The sequence below is a fragment of the Pseudomonas sp. GL_117 genome, assembly GCF_057835125.1.
In genome coordinates this window covers 6,212,172-6,230,909 of the sequence record NZ_CM174418.1, presented here as the reverse complement: position 1 = coordinate 6,230,909, position 18,738 = coordinate 6,212,172, and the positions used below count along the sequence as shown (strand labels likewise).

Genomic DNA, 18,738 nt, shown 5'->3' with positions numbered 1-18,738 from the left:
GGATATCCCCTAAGTTGAAAGCCGGTGAGGCAAAAACAGCCGCCATTGTAGCGGCGAGCCGCCCACTTATCCACATGTAGGTTGCGCACAGGGCAGCCAAAATCAACGTGTTAAGCACAAAAAATGCGACCAATGGTCTGTGCATAAGCTCTGTGGATAAGCGTGCCTAAGCTCGTTGTACAAGTGGGGGCGAAAGTCTGTGGGTAACTGGCCTGTGGATAACAACCCATTCCACCCACAGCTTATCCGACAGTGCAGCACAGGCAGAGCCCAGTTTCTCCCCCGTGTTGTCATTCTCTGTACATCAGGTGGAATATGGCCTGGAGGTAGTTATCCACAGAGGATGGCGTGCCTAGCTTTTATAAGCTTTACAGAAAAGCTTTAAATAACTTCCTTCTTTATTTTTATATCTATGGCATTGCTCATGAACGCCTGGCGAACAGGAAACGGCGAATTGGCCTATAGAGATCTAATTGAAGGAAAAGCTGGTTGGAAATTGACCTAGAGGCTTGCTTTCTCTAGAATCGCCGGTCTCTTAAAACGGGGGCCATTCCGGCCCGTTGTGGACGAACCAGGTAACAACGCCATGAAACGTACTTTCCAACCAAGCACCATCAAACGCGCCCGCACCCACGGTTTCCGTGCTCGCATGGCTACCAAGAACGGCCGTGCTGTCCTGTCGCGTCGTCGCGCCAAAGGTCGTGCACGTCTGGCAGTTTGATAATCCGGTACCTGCGGTGAGTCAGGACTTCAGTCGGGAAAAGCGTCTGCTTACCCCCCGGCACTTCAAGGCAGTCTTTGACTCCCCCACCGGCAAGGTTCCGGGGAAAAATCTCCTGCTCCTTGCGCGTAACAACGATCTGGATCACCCCCGTCTCGGGTTGGTGATCGGCAAGAAGAGCGTAAAGCTCTCCGTTGAGCGCAATCGCCTCAAGCGTCTGATGCGCGAATCGTTTCGCCTCCACCAGGACACTCTGGTTGGTTGGGATATTGTTATCGTCGCGCGCAAAGGCTTGGGGGATGTAGAAAACCCCGAATTGATTCAGCATTTCGGCAAGCTCTGGAAACGTTTGGCTCGCACCAGCAAGCCAGCACCAGCAGTCAGCACCGAAACTGTAGGGGTAGACAGCCTTGATGCGTAAACTGGCAATCGTTCCGATCCAGTTTTATCGCTATGCCATTAGTCCTCTGATGGCCAACCACTGTCGTTTCTACCCCAGTTGTTCCTGCTACGCGTTAGAGGCCATAGAAAATCATGGTCTTCTGCGCGGTGGCTGGCTGACCTTTCGTCGTTTAGGTCGCTGTCATCCGTGGAATGCCGGTGGTTATGACCCGGTTCCACCTATCCCTACCTCCCGTTCTTCTTCGATGGCCGAGTAATCATGGATATTAAACGCACGATCCTGATCGTCGCCCTGGCAATCGTGTCCTACGTCATGGTCCTTAACTGGAACCAGGACTACGGCCAAGCTGCCCTGCCGACTCAGAATGTTGCTGCCAATGCTGTTCCAGCGGGGCTTCCCGATACAGTGAGTGGCACCAACACTGCCGCCAGTGATGACATTCCACGTGCCGCGGGCGAAACCAATGCCCCTGCCGAAGTGCCAGTTGCCGCTAGCACGGACCTCATCCAGGTCAAAACGGATGTATTGGACCTGGCTATCGACCCGCAAGGTGGCGATGTTGCCAAGCTGACACTTCCGCTGTACCCACGCCGTCAGGATCACCCGGAAATTCCATTCCAGTTGTTCGATAACGGTGGCGAGCGCGTTTACCAGGCTCAAAGTGGCTTGATCGGCACCAACGGTCCCGATGCAAGCGCTACCGGTCGTCCGGTTTTCTCCTCGGAGAAGAAGAGTTATCAACTGGCCGATGGCCAGAACCAATTGGTCGTTGACTTGAAGTTCAGCAAGGACGGCGTCAACTACATCAAGCGGTTCACACTCAAACGCGGCCTGTACGACATTGTTGTCACCTACCTGATCGACAACCAGAGCGCTCAACCTTGGACCGGTGCGATGTTTGCCCAGCTCAAGCGTGATGCCAGCTCCGATCCGTCTTCCAGCACCGCGACGGGCACCGCGACTTACCTGGGCGCTGCCCTGTGGACAAGTTCGGAGCCGTACAAAAAAGTGTCGATGAAAGATATCGACAAGGTAGCCGAAGACAAGCAAAAGGCACCGATCACCTACAACGTGAACGGTGGCTGGGTTGCATGGCTGCAACACTACTTCGTGACCGCGTGGATTCCCCAGCCTGGCCAGAACAACCTGGTCGCGGCGCGCAAGGACACCAAAGGCAACTACATCATTGGCTACACTGGCCCGGCGTTGACCGTCGCACCAGGTGCCAAGGCTGAAACCAGCGCCACTCTGTACGCCGGGCCGAAAAGCCAGGCTGTACTCAAAGAGTTGTCCCCAGGTCTGGAACTGACTGTGGACTACGGCATCCTGTGGTTCATTGCCCAACCGATTTTCTGGTTGCTGCAACATATCCACAGCATCGTCGGCAACTGGGGCTTCTCGATCATCTTCTTGACCATGCTGATCAAGGGGATCTTCTTCCCACTGTCGGCAGCCAGCTACAAGTCGATGGCGCGCATGCGTGCCGTGGCCCCGAAACTGGCCGCGTTGAAAGAACAGCATGGTGATGACCGGCAGAAAATGTCGCAGGCCATGATGGAGCTGTACAAGAAAGAGAAGATCAACCCGTTGGGTGGTTGCTTGCCGATTCTGGTACAGATGCCGGTGTTCCTGTCGCTGTACTGGGTTCTGCTGGAAAGTGTGGAAATGCGTCAGGCGCCGTTCATCCTGTGGATTACTGACCTGTCGATCAAAGACCCGTTCTTTATCCTGCCGATCATCATGGGCGCGACCATGTTCATCCAGCAGCGTCTGAACCCGACTCCGCCGGACCCGATGCAGGCCAAGGTAATGAAAATGATGCCAATCATCTTCACCTTCTTCTTCCTGTGGTTCCCAGCTGGTCTGGTGCTGTACTGGGTGGTCAACAACGTATTGTCGATCTCTCAACAGTGGTACATCACGCGTAAAATCGAAGCGGCTACCAAAAAAGCCGAGGCGTAATTTACTCTGTGGATAACCACTCAAGACGCCCCCTAGTGGGGCGTTTTGCTTTCCGTCACTTTTGTTCTGGAACCTGCCGATGAGCGCTCCTCGTGAAACCATCGCTGCTGTCGCTACCGCTCAAGGGCGCGGCGGCGTCGGTATTGTGCGTATTTCCGGGCCACTCGCTGGCGTGGCGGCCCAAGCCATCAGCGGGCGGGAGCTGAAACCGCGTTATGCCCATTACGGTCCGTTCCTGGATGCTGACAGCAGTGTGTTGGACGAAGGCCTGGCGCTTTACTTCCCGGGGCCGAATTCGTTCACCGGCGAGGATGTCCTGGAATTGCAGGGCCACGGTGGCCCGGTGGTGCTGGACATGCTGTTGCAACGCTGCCTGCAATTGGGTTGCCGATTGGCCCGGCCGGGAGAGTTCAGCGAGCGTGCGTTCTTGAATGACAAGCTCGACCTGGCGCAGGCCGAGGCGATTGCCGACTTGATCGAGGCCAGTTCTGCACAGGCGGCGCGCAATGCGCTGCGCTCGTTACAGGGGGCGTTTTCCCTGCGTGTGCATAACTTGACCGAGCAATTGATCAGCCTGCGCATCTATGTCGAGGCGGCGATTGATTTCCCGGAAGAGGAAATCGACTTTCTTGCCGATGGCCACGTACTGGCGATGCTGGATAAAGTCCGTGAAGAGTTATCCACAGTGCTGCGCGAAGCCGGGCAGGGCGCCTTGCTGCGTGATGGCATGACGGTCGTTATCGCGGGGCGCCCGAATGCGGGCAAATCCAGCCTGCTGAACGCCCTGGCGGGGCGCGAAGCAGCTATCGTCACCGAGATCGCCGGCACTACCCGCGACATCCTGCGTGAACATATCCACATCGATGGCATGCCGTTGCACGTGGTCGACACTGCCGGTTTGCGTGATACCGATGACCAGGTGGAAAAGATCGGCGTGGAACGGGCACTCAAGGCCATCAGTGAAGCAGACCGCGTGTTGCTGGTAGTGGATGCCACCGCGCCTGAAGCTGTGGACCCTTTTGCACTGTGGCCTGAATTCCTCGAACAGCGGCCGGACCCGGCCAAGGTCACGTTGATCCGTAACAAGGCCGACCTCACGGGTGAGGCGATTGCCATGGAAACCAGCGAGGATGGCCACGTCACTATCAGCTTGAGCGCCAAGTCGGCGGGTGATGGCCTCGAGTTGCTACGCGAACATCTCAAGGCCTGCATGGGCTACGAGCAGACCTCCGAAAGCAGCTTCAGCGCGCGCCGCAGGCACCTGGAGGCGTTGCGCCATGCAAGCGCGGCATTGGAGCACGGTCGCGCGCAGTTGACCCTGGCGGGTGCCGGAGAGCTGTTGGCCGAAGATTTACGTCAGGCGCAGCAGCTGTTGGGGGAAATCACCGGCGCATTCAGCTCCGATGATTTGTTGGGACGGATCTTTTCCAGTTTCTGCATCGGCAAATAGCCGAGTTATCCACAGCGGTTTACCAGTTATAGGACACCGTACCGAGCAAGGTACGGCTGTCACCCCAATAGCAACGCCCCGCATCGTTGCAACCCGAGACATATTCCTTGTCGAACAGGTTCTTGGCGTTCAGGTCCACCGACCAGTGCGGGTCGATCTGATAACCCACAACCGCATCCACCAATGTGACGCTTCCAGGGTCGAGCTTGCCGTACAAGCTCGGCTTGCTGTAGGAAAACGCGCTATCGAAGTAACGCACACCGCCACCAAAGGACAGGCCTTTGAGCTGGCCATCGAGGACGCGATATTTACCCCACACCGAGGCTTGATTGCGCGGAACCCCCGTCATCTGGCGCCCCTCAACCAGCGAACCGGCGAAATCCTTGGTAATCCGTGCATCGGTATAGGTGTAGGCCGCTGTCACGTTGAGGTTGGGCGAGATGTTGCTGTTGATCTCGACCTCGGCACCTTTGGCACGGCTTTCACCCACCTGGCGGTACGTGTTGGTGGTGGAATCGAGGTAGGTATCGTCCTCCTTGCGCAAGTCATACACCGATAATGTCATCGCCGTATCCCAACCAATCGGCTCGTACTTCACACCCACTTCGTATTGCCGGCTGGTGATCGGCTTGAGCGGTGAGCCCGCCACCGAGATCTGCTGCACCGGCACGAATGCTGTGGAATAGCTGACATAGGGCGTCAGGCCGTTGTCGAACTGGTACATCACGCCACCCTGGTAGGTGAACTTCTGTTCCGTGGTGCTGGAGTCGGTCGAGGGCTTCACCTTGTCGCGGAAATCACTGTCGACCCAGTCCTGACGGCCGCCGAGCAAGAACAACCAGTGGTCATACTTACTCTGGATCTGTGCATAAACCCCTTTCATCTGCTGTTCCAGCAAGGTGTTCTGGATGGCGAGCGGTGTGGTCGGTTCGCGCAGGTACACCGGGTTATACACATTGATGGTCCCGGCAAACCCGGCGTCCCAGTCCTGGTTGAACGAGGTGCGATCGTAGCTGGCGCCGAACAGTAGAGTATTTTCCAGGTCGCCCAGCTGGAATTTCCCCTCCAACTGGTTATCCAGGGAATACACCATCGACTTGTTGTAGCGGTCGTAGGCATTCATGTTCAACTGGGTGCCGAAGCCGCGGTTGTTCAACTCTCCGGGCCAGGTCTCATGACGGTTGATGCGTGACTGCATGTAACGCGAGTTCTGGCGGAACTGCCATTCGTCGTTGAAGCTGTGGCTGAATTCGTATCCGGTGCTCCAGGCTTCCCGCTCAAACGTGTTCCAGTCCGGATCGCCGAGCAGGGTGTGCTTGGACAATTTCCCATTCGGGTTGGTCAGCAAAGTGCCGGCGGCGGGTAGGCCGAGTTCCAGGTTGGTGTGGTCTTTCTGGTAGTTGGCCAACAGCGTCAGGGAGTTGTAATCGTCGAAATTCAGGGTCAGGGACGGCGCAATGTAGAGGCGATCATCTGGCACATGGTCGGTCTGGGTGTCGGACTTGCGACCAAGCATCACCACGCGCCCCAGGATATTGCCGGCGTCAGTGAGTGGGCCGGAAATATCCACACCCAGTTGGCGGCGGTTATTCGAACCGTAACCCAGTTGCACCTCGCCCTGTGGCGTGGCGGTTGGATGTTTGCTCACCAGATTCACCAGGCCGCCGGGGGCGTTTTCGCCGTAGAGCAGAGAAGAGGGCCCCCGGAAGATTTCCACACGCTCCAGGCCATAGGGCTCGCTGGTGGTGTCGTACCGATTGCCTTGTACACGCAGGCCATCGCGCAGCAAGCCGTAGCCGTAATCGGTGGCGTTAAACCCGCGAATGAAGAACAGGTCACCCGCCAGACCATCGCCTGCGGCAAAAGGCGGCGCGAAGATACCGGGTACATAACCGAGGACTTCAGTCAGGGTCTGGGATTTCTGGTCCTTGATACGTTGGCCGGTGACCACCGATACAGAACGCGGCGTTTCCGACAAAGGCGTACTGGTCTTGGTGCCGATTCGACTGTTTTGCGCTTTGTAACCGACGTCCCCGGCAATCTCCTGATAAAAACCACCCTGTTGATAAGTACTGACGGTGGTAGGTGCCAACGTCAATTCCCCGGTCGGCGCGGCTTGTAATACATAACTGTCAGGCGCCTGCGCGACGGCCTGTAGGCCAGATTCGCGGAGTAACAGTGCAAAACCCTGTTCTATTGAGTAATCCCCATCCAATCCAGGACTGCGCAAATGCGCAGTCTGTTGCGGGGAGAAAGAGAGAATGACATTGGCCCTGGCGGCAAATTGGCTCAAGACGTTATCCAGCGGGCCAGCGGCAATGCTGTAGTGCTGCGTCGCGCTCGCGGCCATCACACAGGTAGGCAGGAAAACACCGACGGCACTGGCAGTACTTAACAGTAAACCGCATGAAAAGCCGTGGCGGGACAGTCGCTGGCGAAGCTGGGAAGGAAGGCGCATGTGTGGGTAAGCCCTGAAGGTTGCGTCGTAATTACCTGTAGGGCCGCGACAGATTGAAAAAAGATAACCCCCTTGTGGATTATTTTTCAGTCAGCCGATTCGCTGCACCGACACCCAATAACGGGTGAAGTACTTCACTTGGATCGGCAATGTCGCCTGCAGGTTAGCCAGCACTGCGTCGGTGGCATCCAGTCGGAAAGTCCCGGAAACGCGCAGGTGTTGCGACGCCAAATCGCATCTGATGACACCGGATCGATAGCGGGCGAGTTCGTCGATGACGTCACCGAGCCGTGCGTCCAAGACGATCAACTGGCCGTCGATCCAAGCGGTTTGTGTACGAAGATAGCGTTGGTTGGGTCCGACATTTTGTCGATCGAAGTCAGCGCTTTCGCCGGCGCCAAGCAATCGACTGTGTTCAGGTTGATCCGCAGGCGAGATGTTCACCTTGTCCTCCAGCACACCGACTCGTGTGGAGCCCGCCAGTTGGCGCACGGTAAATCGCGTCCCCAATGCCTGCACTCGTCCTTGGCGGGTTTCAACATAGAACGGTGTCTGCCCACCCGACTTGCCGGTGTTGATAAGTACTTCACCTTCGCGCAGGCGAATCAAACGCTGGCGCCCATCGAATGCCACATCAATCGCGGTGCTGGTATTGAGATCGATCCGTGTGCCGTCAGCCAGTTCGATACGCCGCCGGCCGCCCAGGGTCGTACGGTAGTCGGCCCAGATATTCCGCAGGTCAGTGTGTTGCTGAACGTTCCATCCGACATACCCCGTACCGCCAAGTACCAGCATCCACTTGAGTACCTGTCGCCGTTGTTCGAGGGTCGACAATGCGCTGTGGCTAACGTCCTGGGGCAGGGCACCGAGGCTGCGTTGTAACCGTTCCATCTGGTTCCACGCGGCCTGGTGGGAAGGATCGCCATTGAGCCATTGTTGCCAGGCATGTCGTTCGCTAGGGGTCGGCGGCTGTGCCTGAAACTGCACATACCAACTGGCGGCTGCCTCGAAGGCTTTGCGGTCGGGGGCGGACATCAGAGGCTGGCCATGATCAGCGCGCACTCGGTCAGCGCACGGATCATGTGCTTTTTCACAGTGGTCAGGGAAACCTGCAGTTGATCGGCGATCTGTTGATAAGTCAGGCCCTGTATTTGTGACAGCATGAAAATCCGACGTGCTCGCTCCCCCAGGCCAGACAGGGCTTTATCCACAGCCACTAGGGTTTCGATGATGATTGCCTTGTCTTCTTCACTGATTGCGAAGGTTTCAGGGCGTTCGGCCAGGCTTTGTTTGTAGGCCTGTTCGATGGCGTGGCGGCGATAACGATCGATCACCAAGCCCCGTGCGATGGTCGCTAGATAGTCTCGCGGCTCCAGGATCTGTGCCGCATGCCGTCCACCCAGAATACGCACGAACGTATCGTGTGCCACGTCGGCCGCATCGCAGGCGTTATGCAATTTGCCTTTTAGCCATCCCTGCAACCACGAATGGTGCTGCTCGTAGATGTGTTGGACGGCGGCCATGTGTGAAGGAGGGGACATAGGGCGCGACAAGACAGGTTAATGATAATCGCTATTATTAACTGCACTGTGGTTTCTCACAATAGGTCTCTTTTTCCAGAACTCTCACCGAATCGAAAGATTTCGGTGGCTTCCCCATGCGCCAAATATGCCGCGATTCGTCTGTTTCTGTGGATTAAGCCCTGTGAATAACCGCCCCTGTGCCCAGTTGATAACAGGGCTTGAAAACTGAAGATAAACCCGTCTGTGGATAACCACCTGTTTAATCCACAGGCTTAAAGCACTTATCCAACGGCCTCATTGGCACATGACCACAGACTTTTGAATCGCTGTACACAAAGTAAATAACGGCCTGTAGAGATCTATCCACAGAAAGGTGGCTCAGTAGAAATAAACATAAAAACAAAGATTTAATAAATTTCTCTCTTTTAATTTCTATTGTCTGTGATTCATCCACAGCTGGTTAAATTTTGTGCAAAGGGTTCTTTAGGAAGGGCTAAGTCCCTATACTTGCCGCCAAAGCTCTAAATCTCTTTCAACAGACAATTCCTGATTACCTACATAAGCAGGCACGAGGTGCGTGGTGGATTTCCCTTCCCGTTTTGAAGTGATCGTCATCGGCGGCGGTCATGCCGGTACCGAGGCAGCACTGGCGTCAGCACGTATGGGCGTAAAAACCCTGTTGCTTACGCACAACGTGGAAACCCTCGGTGCCATGAGTTGCAACCCCGCCATTGGCGGGATCGGCAAAAGCCACTTGGTCAAAGAAATCGACGCCCTCGGCGGCGTGATGGCCATGGCTACCGACAAGGGTGGTATTCAATTTCGCGTGCTCAACAGCCGCAAAGGCCCGGCCGTGCGCGCTACCCGGGCACAAGCCGACCGCATCCTGTACAAGGCGGCCGTGCGCGAAACCCTGGAGAACCAGGCGAACCTGTGGATATTTCAACAGGCCGCGGACGACCTGATCGTCGAGCAGGACCAGGTGCGCGGTGTTGTCACCCAAATGGGCCTGCGTTTCTTCGCAGAATCCGTGGTGTTGACCACTGGTACGTTCCTGGGCGGACTTATCCACATCGGTATGCAGAACTATTCCGGTGGTCGCGCCGGTGATCCGCCGTCGATTGCCCTGGCAAAACGCCTGCGTGAATTGCCGCTGCGTGTCGGCCGCCTGAAAACCGGGACCCCGCCGCGTATCGACGGGCGTTCTGTGGATTTTTCGGTGATGACCGAACAAGCCGGTGATACGCCGATACCTGTGATGTCGTTCATGGGCTCCAAAGAGCAGCATCCGAAACAGGTGAGCTGCTGGATTACCCATACCAATGCCCGTACCCACGAAATCATTGCTGCGAACCTCGACCGTTCGCCGATGTATTCCGGGGTGATCGAAGGCATCGGCCCGCGTTATTGCCCGTCGATCGAAGACAAGATCCACCGCTTTGCCGACAAGGAAAGCCATCAGGTCTTCATCGAGCCCGAAGGTTTGACTACCCACGAGCTTTACCCGAACGGCATTTCCACTTCGCTGCCTTTCGACGTGCAGATCCAGATCGTGCAATCGATTCGCGGCATGGAAAACGCACACATCGTGCGTCCGGGCTACGCCATCGAGTACGACTACTTCGACCCGCGTGACCTCAAGTACAGCCTCGAAACCAAAGTCATCGGCGGCCTGTTCTTCGCCGGCCAGATCAACGGCACCACTGGTTACGAAGAAGCCGGCGCCCAGGGTTTGCTGGCCGGAACCAACGCTGCGCTGCGCGCGCAGGGCAAAGACAGCTGGTGCCCGCGTCGCGATGAGGCATACATCGGCGTGCTGGTTGACGACCTGATTACCCTCGGTACCCAGGAACCGTACCGGATGTTCACGTCCCGGGCGGAGTACCGTCTGATCCTGCGCGAAGACAACGCCGACCTGCGCCTGACCGAAAAAGGTCGCGAGCTGGGCCTGGTCGATGACGCACGTTGGGAAGCCTTCTGCAAAAAACGCGAAAGCATTGCGCTGGAAGAACAGCGTCTGAAAAGTACCTGGGTTCGCCCGGGTACCGAGCAGGGCGACGCAATTGCCGAAAAATTCGGCACGCCGCTGACCCACGAGTACAACCTGCTGAACCTGCTGTCCCGTCCGGAAATCGACTACGCTGGTCTGGTCGAAGTGACGGGCGGTGGCGCAGAAGATCCACAGGTCGCCGAGCAAGTCGAGATCAAGACCAAATACGCCGGTTACATTGACCGTCAGCAGGACGAAATCGCTCGTCTGCGCGCCAGTGAAGATACCAAGCTGCCTGTGGACATCGACTACACCGGGATTTCCGGGCTGTCGAAAGAAATCCAAAGCAAGCTGGGGATAACTCGCCCGGAAACCCTGGGCCAGGCTTCACGTATCCCCGGTGTGACCCCGGCAGCCATTTCGCTGTTGATGATTCATTTGAAAAAACGCGGCGCGGGCCGTCAGTTGGAGCAAAGCGCTTGAGTTCGTCTGTCACCTCGCAACATGCCGAAGAGTTATCCACAGGTGCGCGCCAGTTGGGTGTCGACCTGACCCCGGCCCAGCACGAATTGCTGTTGGGCTACCTGGCCCTGTTGATCAAATGGAACAAGGCTTACAACCTGACCGCTGTGCGCGATCCGGACGAAATGGTTTCGCGTCATTTGCTCGACAGCTTGAGTGTGATGCCGTTTATCGAAAACGGCCGCTGGCTCGACGTTGGCAGTGGCGGTGGCATGCCGGGCATTCCCCTGGCCATCCTGTTTCCCGAGTCGCAAGTGACCTGCCTGGACAGCAACGGCAAGAAAACCCGCTTCCTGACCCAGGTCAAACTCGAACTCAAGCTGGATAACCTGCAAGTTATCCACAGTCGCGTCGAAGCCTTAACGCCTGAACAGCCTTTCAACGGAATTGTTTCCCGGGCCTTCAGCAGCATGGACAACTTCAGCAACTGGACTCGCCACCTGGGCGACCGTGACACCCGCTGGCTGGCAATGAAGGGCGTCCATCCAAGCGACGAGCTGTTAGCATTGCCGGCAGACTTCCACCTCGATAGCGAACACGCCTTGGCCGTACCCGGTTGCCAAGGCCAACGCCATCTGCTGATACTGCGCCGCACGGCATGATTGGGAACACAAGCAAGAATGGCTAAGGTATTCGCGATAGCGAACCAGAAAGGTGGCGTGGGCAAAACCACCACCTGCATCAACCTCGCAGCATCCCTGGTCGCCACCAAGCGCCGGGTGCTGTTGATCGATCTCGATCCACAGGGCAACGCCACCATGGGTAGCGGTGTGGATAAACACGGCCTGGAAAACTCGGTCTATGACTTGCTGATCGGCGAGTGCGACCTGGCCCAGGCCATGCACTTTTCCGAACACGGCGGTTATCAACTGCTGCCGGCCAACCGCGACTTGACCGCGGCGGAAGTGGTGCTGCTGGAAATGCAGATGAAAGAAAGCCGTCTGCGCAGCGCCCTGGCGCCGATCCGCGAGAATTACGATTACATCTTGATCGACTGCCCACCGTCGCTGTCGATGCTCACGCTGAACGCACTGGTGGCCGCCGATGGGGTGATTATCCCCATGCAGTGCGAGTACTACGCGCTGGAAGGCTTGAGCGACCTTGTGGATAACATCAAGCGTATCGCTGAGTTGCTCAACCCGAACCTGCAGATCGAAGGCCTGCTGCGCACGATGTTCGATCCGCGCCTGAGCCTGATGAACGATGTGTCGGCGCAGCTCAAGGAACACTTTGGCGACCAGCTCTACGACACCGTTATCCCGCGCAACATCCGTCTGGCCGAAGCGCCAAGCTACGGCATGCCCGCGCTGGCGTACGACAAATCCTCGCGTGGCGCCATTGCCTACCTGGCCCTGGCCGGCGAGATGGTTCGTCGTCAACGCCGCAACTCACGCACCGCTGCAGCCCAGCCAACTTAAGGAATCCCCATGGCCGTCAAGAAACGAGGTCTCGGACGTGGACTGGATGCACTGTTGAGTGGTCCGACCGTCACATCGCTTGAAGAACAAGCGGTGCAGGCCGACGAGCGCGAGTTGCAGCACCTGCCCCTGGACCTGATCCAGCGCGGCAAATACCAGCCACGCCGGGACATGGACCCCCAGGCGCTGGAAGAACTGGCCAATTCGATCAAGGCCCAGGGCGTGATGCAGCCGATCGTGGTTCGCCCGATCGGTGGCGGACGTTTTGAAATCATCGCCGGTGAACGCCGCTGGCGTGCCAGCCAGCAGGCCGGCAAGGAGACCATCCCGGCGATGGTCCGCGATGTGCCGGATGAAACCGCTATCGCCATGGCCTTGATCGAGAACATCCAGCGTGAAGACCTCAACCCGATCGAAGAAGCGATCGCGTTGCAGCGTTTGCAGCAGGAATTCCAGCTGACTCAGCAACAAGTGGCCGAGGCCGTGGGCAAGTCCCGCGTGACCGTGTCCAACTTGCTGCGCCTGATCGCGCTGCCGGAAGTCATCAAGACCATGCTGTCCCATGGCGACCTGGAAATGGGGCATGCCCGCGCTTTGCTCGGTTTGCCCGAAAATCAACAGGTTGAAGGGGCGCGACACGTTGTCGCACGAGGGCTCACCGTTCGTCAGACCGAGGCCCTGGTTCGCCAGTGGTTGAGCGGCAAACCTGCACCGGTCGAAACGGCCAAACCTGATCCGGATATTGCCCGTCTTGAACAGCGCCTGGCCGAGCGGCTGGGCTCTGCGGTGCAAATTCGCCACGGCAAGAAGGGCAAAGGCCAATTGGTCATCGGCTATAACTCTCTCGATGAGCTTCAGGGCGTCCTTGCCCACATCCGCTGAAACATTTGCTTATGTAGCGTGTGATCGGAAATCACTACCCGACAGTTGAATAGGGGCAGAACCGCCCCTATACTCTGCGCGCATTTTGTCGGCACAAATTATGCCAAGTTATTGATTTCCGGCAGCCGACCATTGAGGAGCAAGAGTGATGGAAACCCGCACGCCAAACACGTTGCCGTTCCATCGCTTGGCCGTATTTCCGGTTTTATTGGCTCAATTTGTCATTTTGCTGATCGCCGCTTTGGCGCTTTGGTACTGGCATGGAGTCGTAGCCGGATATTCAGGACTCTGCGGAGGCCTGATAGCCTTGCTGCCCAATATGTATTTTGCTCACAGGGCCTTTCGGTTTTCCGGCGCCCGAGCAGCCCAGGCGATCGTCCGGTCATTTTATGCCGGCGAAGCAGGGAAACTGATTTTGACGGCAGTGCTGTTTGCACTGACCTTTGCAGGTGTGAAGCCATTGGCGCCGCTGGCTGTATTCGGCGTCTTCGTGTTGACCCAACTGGTCAGCTGGTTCGCTCCCCTGCTAATGAAAACAAGACTTTCGAAACCTTAGGGCGTTTGAGGCAACCATGGCAGAAACAACCGCTTCGGGCTATATCCAGCACCACTTGCAGAACCTGACCTTCGGTCAGCTTCCTAATGGCGGCTGGGGCTTTGCCCACTCCGCAGCAGAGGCCAAAGAAATGGGCTTCTGGGCTTTCCACCTGGACACTCTGGGTTGGTCGGTCGCATTGGGTCTGATCTTCGTCTTCATTTTCCGCATGGCGGCAAAGAAGGCGACTTCCGGTCAGCCAGGTGCTTTGCAGAACTTCGTTGAAGTATTGGTCGAATTCGTCGATGGCAGCGTGAAAGACAGCTTCCATGGCCGTAGCCCGGTGATTGCACCGCTGGCACTGACCATCTTCGTCTGGGTGTTCCTGATGAACGCCGTCGACCTGATCCCGGTCGACTGGATTCCTCAGCTGGCCATCCTGATCTCCGGCGATCACCACATTCCTTTCCGTGCGGTTTCCACCACGGACCCTAACGCTACCCTGGGCATGGCCCTGTCGGTATTCGCGTTGATCATTTTCTACAGCATCAAGATCAAGGGCATCGGCGGCTTCATCGGCGAACTGACCCTGCACCCGTTCGGCAGCAAGAACATCTTCGTTCAAGCCCTGCTGATCCCGGTGAACTTCCTGCTGGAATTCGTGACTCTGGTTGCCAAGCCGATTTCCCTGGCTCTGCGACTGTTCGGCAACATGTATGCCGGCGAGCTGGTGTTCATTCTGATCGCTGTGATGTTCGGCAGCGGCCTGCTCTGGCTTAGCGGCCTGGGCATTGTTCTGCAGTGGGCGTGGGCTGTGTTCCACATCCTGATCATCACCCTGCAGGCCTTCATCTTCATGATGCTGACCATCGTCTACCTGTCGATGGCGCACGAAGAGAACCATTAAGACCAGTCTCGACTAGTCTGATGTCCTTCCCGGTAAAACGGGAAGGTAGGCCCTACCGGGCTATGAAACGATTTGTTTTACCGCTTTAAAATCTAAAAAACCTAAACCATACGACGTAAAAGTCGGGAGGAAAGATGGAAACTGTAGTTGGTCTAACCGCTATCGCTGTTGCACTGTTGATCGGCCTGGGCGCCCTGGGTACTGCCATTGGTTTCGGCCTGCTGGGCGGCAAATTCCTGGAAGGCGCAGCGCGTCAGCCAGAAATGGTTCCAATGCTGCAAGTTAAAATGTTCATCGTCGCCGGCCTGCTCGACGCCGTGACCATGATCGGTGTTGGTATCGCTCTGTTCTTCACCTTCGCGAACCCTTTCGTTGGTCAACTCGCCGGTTAATCACTCGTCTTTTCGAGTGATTGGTGTGTTGTGCAACGAATGAGCGAGGTATTGGCGTGAACATTAATGCAACCATTATTGGTCAGTCCTTAGCGTTCTTGATTTTTGTCGTTTTCTGCATGAAGTTCGTATGGCCTCCGGTCATCGCAGCTCTGCACGAACGTCAGAAGAAGATCGCGGATGGGCTGGACGCTGCAGCACGAGCAGCTCGCGACCTGGAGTTGGCCCAAGATAAAGCGGGTCAACAACTGCGCGAAGCGAAAGCTCAAGCAGCCGAAATCATTGAGCAAGCCAAGAAACGCGGTAACCAGATCGTTGAAGAGGCTGTTGAAAAAGCCCGTATCGACGCTGACCGTGTGAAGGTTCAGGCTCAGGCCGAGATCGAGCAGGAACTGAACGGTGTCAAAGACGCGCTGCGTGCCCAACTGGGTGCTCTGGCCGTTGGCGGTGCTGAGAAGATCCTGGGTGCCACAATCGATCAAAACGCGCACGCGGAGCTGGTTAACAAACTGGCTGCTGAAATTTAAGCGAGGGCGATCATGGCAGAATTGACCACGTTGGCCCGACCTTACGCTAAGGCAGCCTTCGAGCACGCCCAGGCCCACCAGCAGCTGGCCTCTTGGTCAGCCATGCTCGGCCTGGCTGCAGCAGTGTCGCAAGACGACACCATGCAGCGCGTGCTCAAGGCCCCGCGACTGACGAGCGCAGACAAGGCCGCCACTTTTATTGAAGTGTGCGGCGACAAGTTTGATGTGAAGGCACAGAACTTCATCAACGTCATTGCCGAAAACGACCGTCTCCTGCTTCTGCCGGAGATTGCCGCTCTGTTCGACCTGTACAAGGCCGAGCAAGAGAAATCGGTAGACGTTGAAGTGACCAGTGCTTTTGCATTGAACCAAGAACAGCAAGACAAACTCGCCAAGGTTCTCAGTGCACGACTCGACCGGGAAGTGCGCCTGCAAGTTGCGGAAGACCCATCCCTCATTGGGGGTGTTGTCATTCGCGCCGGCGACCTGGTTATCGATGGCTCGATTCGCGGCAAACTCGCGAATCTTGCCGAAGCATTGAAATCTTGAGTTTGAAGGGGCAGCAGAGCAATGCAGCAACTCAATCCTTCCGAAATAAGTGAAATTATCAAGGGCCGCATCGACAAGCTCGATGTGACCTCCCAAGCCCGTAACGAAGGCACTGTCGTCAGCGTATCTGACGGTATCGTGCGGATTCACGGTCTGGCCGACGTAATGTACGGCGAGATGATCGAGTTTCCGGGCGGCGTCTACGGTATGGCCCTCAACCTGGAGCAAGACTCCGTAGGTGCCGTTGTATTGGGCGCGTACACCAGTCTGGCTGAAGGCATGAGCGCCAAGTGCACTGGCCGCATCCTGGAAGTTCCGGTTGGTAAGGAACTGCTGGGTCGCGTAGTCGATGCACTGGGTAACCCTGTTGACGGTAAAGGTCCACTGGGCAACACCGAGACCGACGCGGTCGAGAAAGTTGCTCCAGGCGTGATCTGGCGTAAGTCGGTAGACCAGCCTGTACAGACTGGCTACAAGGCTGTCGATGCCATGATCCCAGTCGGCCGTGGCCAGCGTGAGCTGATCATCGGTGACCGTCAGATCGGTAAGACCGCCCTGGCGATCGACGCGATCATCAACCAGAAGAACAGCGGCATTTTCTGCGTCTACGTAGCCATCGGTCAGAAGCAATCGACCATCGCCAACGTGGTTCGCAAGCTGGAAGAAAACGGCGCCCTGGCCAACACGATCATCGTGGCTGCCAGTGCTTCGGAATCTCCTGCGCTGCAATTCCTGGCACCGTACTCCGGTTGCACCATGGGTGAATACTTCCGCGACCGCGGTGAAGACGCGCTGATCGTTTATGACGATCTGTCCAAGCAAGCAGTGGCTTACCGCCAGATTTCCCTGCTGCTGCGCCGTCCACCAGGCCGTGAAGCCTACCCAGGCGACGTGTTCTATCTCCACTCCCGTCTGCTGGAGCGCGCATCCCGCGTTTCGGAAGAGTACGTAGAGAAGTTCACCAACGGCGCAGTGACCGGCAAAACCGGTTCCCTGACCGCACTGCCGATCATCGAAACCCAGGCTGGCGACGTTTCCGCGTTCGTTCCGACCAACGTGATTTCCATCACCGACGGTCAGATCTTCCTGGAATCGGCCATGTTCAACTCGGGCATCCGCCCTGCAGTGAACGCCGGTGTTTCGGTATCCCGTGTGGGTGGTGCCGCTCAGACCAAGATCATCAAGAAGCTCTCCGGTGGTATCCGTACCGCTCTGGCTCAGTACCGTGAACTGGCGGCATTCGCCCAGTTCGCTTCTGACCTGGACGAAGCGACCCGTAAGCAACTTGAGCATGGTCAGCGCGTTACCGAGCTGATGAAGCAGAAGCAATACGCCCCAATGTCGATCGCTGACATGGCGTTGTCGCTGTATGCCGCTGAGCGTGGGTTCCTGACCGACGTTGAAATCGCCAAGGTCGGCAGCTTTGAACAAGCGCTGATTGCTTACTTCAACCGCGATCACGCCGAACTGATGGCGAAGATCAACGTGAAGGGTGACTTCAATGACGATATCGACGCTGGCATGAAAGCCGGTATCGAGAAGTTCAAGGCCACCCAAACCTGGTAAGCCGCAGCGGGAGCCGCAAGGCTCCCGCTTGCTAACCTGATAGGTGTTACATGGCAGGCGCAAAAGAGATTCGCAGTAAGATTGCGAGCATCAAAAGCACGCAAAAAATTACCAGCGCCATGGAAAAAGTGGCGGTCAGCAAAATGCGCAAGGCACAAATGCGCATGGCTGCTAGCCGTCCTTATGCGGAGCGTATCCGCCAGGTAATTGGGCATCTGGCCAACGCCAACCCGGAATACCGCCACCCGTTCATGATCGACCGCGAAGTTAAGCGCGTCGGTTATGTGGTTGTGAGCAGTGACCGTGGTTTGTGCGGTGGTTTGAATACCAACCTGTTCAAGGCCCTGGTCAAGGACATGGCGGTAAACCGCGAAAACGGCGTCGAGATCGATCTGTGTGTTGTTGGTAGCAAGGGTGCGGCCTTTTTCCGTAACTTCGGCGGCAACGTCGTAGCAGCTATCAGCCACCTGGGTGAAGAGCCGTCGATCAATGATTTGATCGGCAGTGTGAAGGTGATGCTGGATGCGTACCTGGAAGGCCGGATTGACCGCCTCTCCGTGGTATCCAACAAGTTCATCAACACCATGACCCAGCAGCCAACCGTGGAGCAATTGATTCCACTGGTGGCGACTCCGGATCAGGAACTCAAGCACCACTGGGACTACCTCTACGAACCAGACGCCAAAGAGCTGCTTGACGGCTTGATGGTGCGCTACGTGGAGTCGCAGGTGTACCAGGCGGTGGTCGAGAACAACGCAGCTGAACAAGCGGCGCGGATGATCGCGATGAAAAACGCTACCGACAACGCCGGTGATCTGATCAGCGATTTGCAGCTGATCTACAACAAGGCGCGTCAGGCTGCGATCACCCAAGAGATCTCGGAAATCGTCGGCGGCGCTGCCGCGGTTTAACGGTTCAAATATTCAGAGGATC

The 18,738-nt window shown here is 56.8% G+C and carries 19 protein-coding genes; 16 read left to right on the top strand and 3 right to left on the bottom strand.

Going from position 1 to position 18,738, the window contains the following annotated elements; all coding sequences use genetic code 11:
- Positions 1–586 precede the first annotated feature (586 nt).
- The 5 genes from rpmH to mnmE all read left to right on the top strand — a co-directional run bounded on the left by rpmH (position 587) and on the right by mnmE (position 4,536).
- Positions 587–721: a 50S ribosomal protein L34 gene (gene rpmH, locus AC3ISR_RS28520; RefSeq protein WP_003213577.1), complete on the top strand. Its 135-nt coding sequence runs from the start codon at positions 587–589 to the stop codon at positions 719–721.
- 16 nt (positions 722–737) lie between these two features.
- On the top strand, positions 738–1,142 hold the full coding sequence (gene rnpA / locus AC3ISR_RS28515) for a ribonuclease P protein component (RefSeq protein ID WP_226454760.1): 405 nt from the start codon (positions 738–740) through the stop codon (positions 1,140–1,142).
- Entirely contained in the window at positions 1,135–1,380 is a 246-nt protein-coding gene (gene yidD / locus AC3ISR_RS28510; protein ID WP_192298133.1) for a membrane protein insertion efficiency factor YidD, read from the top strand. The genes rnpA and yidD overlap by 8 nt, the downstream gene beginning before the upstream one ends.
- A 2-nt stretch (positions 1,381–1,382) precedes the next feature.
- Positions 1,383–3,086: a membrane protein insertase YidC gene (gene yidC / locus AC3ISR_RS28505; RefSeq protein ID WP_192298132.1), complete on the top strand. Its 1,704-nt coding sequence runs from the start codon at positions 1,383–1,385 to the stop codon at positions 3,084–3,086.
- A 79-nt stretch (positions 3,087–3,165) separates the two neighbouring features.
- A complete protein-coding gene (mnmE, locus tag AC3ISR_RS28500) occupies positions 3,166–4,536 on the top strand; it encodes a tRNA uridine-5-carboxymethylaminomethyl(34) synthesis GTPase MnmE (protein WP_192298131.1) in 1,371 nt (456 codons plus the stop codon).
- Positions 4,537–4,555: 19 nt separating this feature from the next.
- Here the strand turns inward: mnmE and AC3ISR_RS28495 are convergent, their stop codons facing one another.
- From AC3ISR_RS28495 to AC3ISR_RS28485, 3 genes are all read right to left on the bottom strand, one after another.
- A complete protein-coding gene (locus tag AC3ISR_RS28495) occupies positions 4,556–6,994 on the bottom strand; it encodes a TonB-dependent siderophore receptor (RefSeq protein WP_489324541.1) in 2,439 nt (812 codons plus the stop codon).
- A gap of 90 nt (positions 6,995–7,084) precedes the next feature.
- On the bottom strand, positions 7,085–8,029 hold the full coding sequence (locus AC3ISR_RS28490) for a FecR domain-containing protein (protein ID WP_463984028.1): 945 nt from the start codon (positions 8,027–8,029) through the stop codon (positions 7,085–7,087).
- Complete coding sequence (locus tag AC3ISR_RS28485; protein ID WP_192298128.1) at positions 8,029–8,535, bottom strand: sigma-70 family RNA polymerase sigma factor; 507 nt, start codon at positions 8,533–8,535, stop codon at positions 8,029–8,031. Before AC3ISR_RS28485 ends, AC3ISR_RS28490 begins: the two co-directional genes overlap by 1 nt.
- Before the next feature lie 562 nt (positions 8,536–9,097).
- Between AC3ISR_RS28485 and mnmG the strand changes: the two genes are divergently transcribed.
- The 11 genes from mnmG (at position 9,098) to atpG (ending at position 18,716) form a co-directional block, all read left to right on the top strand.
- Positions 9,098–10,990 carry a tRNA uridine-5-carboxymethylaminomethyl(34) synthesis enzyme MnmG gene (mnmG, locus tag AC3ISR_RS28480; RefSeq protein WP_192298127.1) on the top strand — a complete coding sequence of 631 codons (1,893 nt, stop codon included), beginning with the start codon at positions 9,098–9,100 and terminating at the stop codon, positions 10,988–10,990.
- On the top strand, positions 10,987–11,631 hold the full coding sequence (rsmG, locus tag AC3ISR_RS28475; protein ID WP_463984027.1) for a 16S rRNA (guanine(527)-N(7))-methyltransferase RsmG: 645 nt from the start codon (positions 10,987–10,989) through the stop codon (positions 11,629–11,631). The genes mnmG and rsmG overlap by 4 nt, the downstream gene beginning before the upstream one ends.
- 18 nt (positions 11,632–11,649) lie before the next feature.
- Positions 11,650–12,447, top strand: coding sequence for a ParA family protein (locus AC3ISR_RS28470; RefSeq protein WP_017736233.1), 798 nt, complete (start codon positions 11,650–11,652; stop codon positions 12,445–12,447).
- A gap of 9 nt (positions 12,448–12,456) precedes the next feature.
- Positions 12,457–13,329 (top strand): ParB/RepB/Spo0J family partition protein, encoded by an 873-nt coding sequence (locus tag AC3ISR_RS28465; RefSeq protein WP_016970690.1) that lies wholly within the window; start codon positions 12,457–12,459, stop codon positions 13,327–13,329.
- Positions 13,330–13,477: 148 nt separating this feature from the next.
- A complete protein-coding gene (locus AC3ISR_RS28460) occupies positions 13,478–13,885 on the top strand; it encodes a F0F1 ATP synthase subunit I (RefSeq protein ID WP_010565865.1) in 408 nt (135 codons plus the stop codon).
- Positions 13,886–13,901: 16 nt separating this feature from the next.
- On the top strand, positions 13,902–14,771 hold the full coding sequence (atpB, locus tag AC3ISR_RS28455; protein ID WP_192298125.1) for a F0F1 ATP synthase subunit A: 870 nt from the start codon (positions 13,902–13,904) through the stop codon (positions 14,769–14,771).
- Positions 14,772–14,905: 134 nt separating this feature from the next.
- The gene (gene atpE, locus AC3ISR_RS28450; protein WP_002555987.1) at positions 14,906–15,163 is read left to right on the top strand and encodes a F0F1 ATP synthase subunit C; all 258 of its coding nucleotides are present in this window, start codon (positions 14,906–14,908) and stop codon (positions 15,161–15,163) included.
- Positions 15,164–15,219: 56 nt separating this feature from the next.
- A complete protein-coding gene (locus AC3ISR_RS28445) occupies positions 15,220–15,690 on the top strand; it encodes a F0F1 ATP synthase subunit B (protein WP_008439543.1) in 471 nt (156 codons plus the stop codon).
- Between the two features lie 12 nt (positions 15,691–15,702).
- Entirely contained in the window at positions 15,703–16,239 is a 537-nt protein-coding gene (locus AC3ISR_RS28440) for a F0F1 ATP synthase subunit delta (protein WP_017528669.1), read from the top strand.
- Between the two features lie 21 nt (positions 16,240–16,260).
- Complete coding sequence (gene atpA / locus AC3ISR_RS28435; protein WP_192298124.1) at positions 16,261–17,805, top strand: F0F1 ATP synthase subunit alpha; 1,545 nt, start codon at positions 16,261–16,263, stop codon at positions 17,803–17,805.
- A 50-nt stretch (positions 17,806–17,855) separates the two neighbouring features.
- The gene (gene atpG / locus AC3ISR_RS28430) at positions 17,856–18,716 is read left to right on the top strand and encodes a F0F1 ATP synthase subunit gamma (RefSeq protein ID WP_010565870.1); all 861 of its coding nucleotides are present in this window, start codon (positions 17,856–17,858) and stop codon (positions 18,714–18,716) included.
- Positions 18,717–18,738 lie beyond the last annotated feature (22 nt).

Coding starts and splice junctions, on each gene's coding strand:
- yidD (WP_192298133.1), top strand. CDS start 1,135: ATGCGTAAACTGGCAATCGTTCCGATCCAGTTTTATCGCTATGCCATT.
- atpE (WP_002555987.1), top strand. CDS start 14,906: ATGGAAACTGTAGTTGGTCTAACCGCTATCGCTGTTGCACTGTTGATC.
- atpA (WP_192298124.1), top strand. CDS start 16,261: ATGCAGCAACTCAATCCTTCCGAAATAAGTGAAATTATCAAGGGCCGC.
- mnmE (WP_192298131.1), top strand. CDS start 3,166: ATGAGCGCTCCTCGTGAAACCATCGCTGCTGTCGCTACCGCTCAAGGG.
- AC3ISR_RS28490 (WP_463984028.1), bottom strand. CDS start 8,029: ATGTCCGCCCCCGACCGCAAAGCCTTCGAGGCAGCCGCCAGTTGGTAT.
- AC3ISR_RS28495 (WP_489324541.1), bottom strand. CDS start 6,994: ATGCGCCTTCCTTCCCAGCTTCGCCAGCGACTGTCCCGCCACGGCTTT.
- AC3ISR_RS28460 (WP_010565865.1), top strand. CDS start 13,478: ATGGAAACCCGCACGCCAAACACGTTGCCGTTCCATCGCTTGGCCGTA.
- atpG (WP_010565870.1), top strand. CDS start 17,856: ATGGCAGGCGCAAAAGAGATTCGCAGTAAGATTGCGAGCATCAAAAGC.
- yidC (WP_192298132.1), top strand. CDS start 1,383: ATGGATATTAAACGCACGATCCTGATCGTCGCCCTGGCAATCGTGTCC.
- AC3ISR_RS28465 (WP_016970690.1), top strand. CDS start 12,457: ATGGCCGTCAAGAAACGAGGTCTCGGACGTGGACTGGATGCACTGTTG.
- rpmH (WP_003213577.1), top strand. CDS start 587: ATGAAACGTACTTTCCAACCAAGCACCATCAAACGCGCCCGCACCCAC.
- AC3ISR_RS28470 (WP_017736233.1), top strand. CDS start 11,650: ATGGCTAAGGTATTCGCGATAGCGAACCAGAAAGGTGGCGTGGGCAAA.
- AC3ISR_RS28485 (WP_192298128.1), bottom strand. CDS start 8,535: ATGTCCCCTCCTTCACACATGGCCGCCGTCCAACACATCTACGAGCAG.
- atpB (WP_192298125.1), top strand. CDS start 13,902: ATGGCAGAAACAACCGCTTCGGGCTATATCCAGCACCACTTGCAGAAC.
- AC3ISR_RS28440 (WP_017528669.1), top strand. CDS start 15,703: ATGGCAGAATTGACCACGTTGGCCCGACCTTACGCTAAGGCAGCCTTC.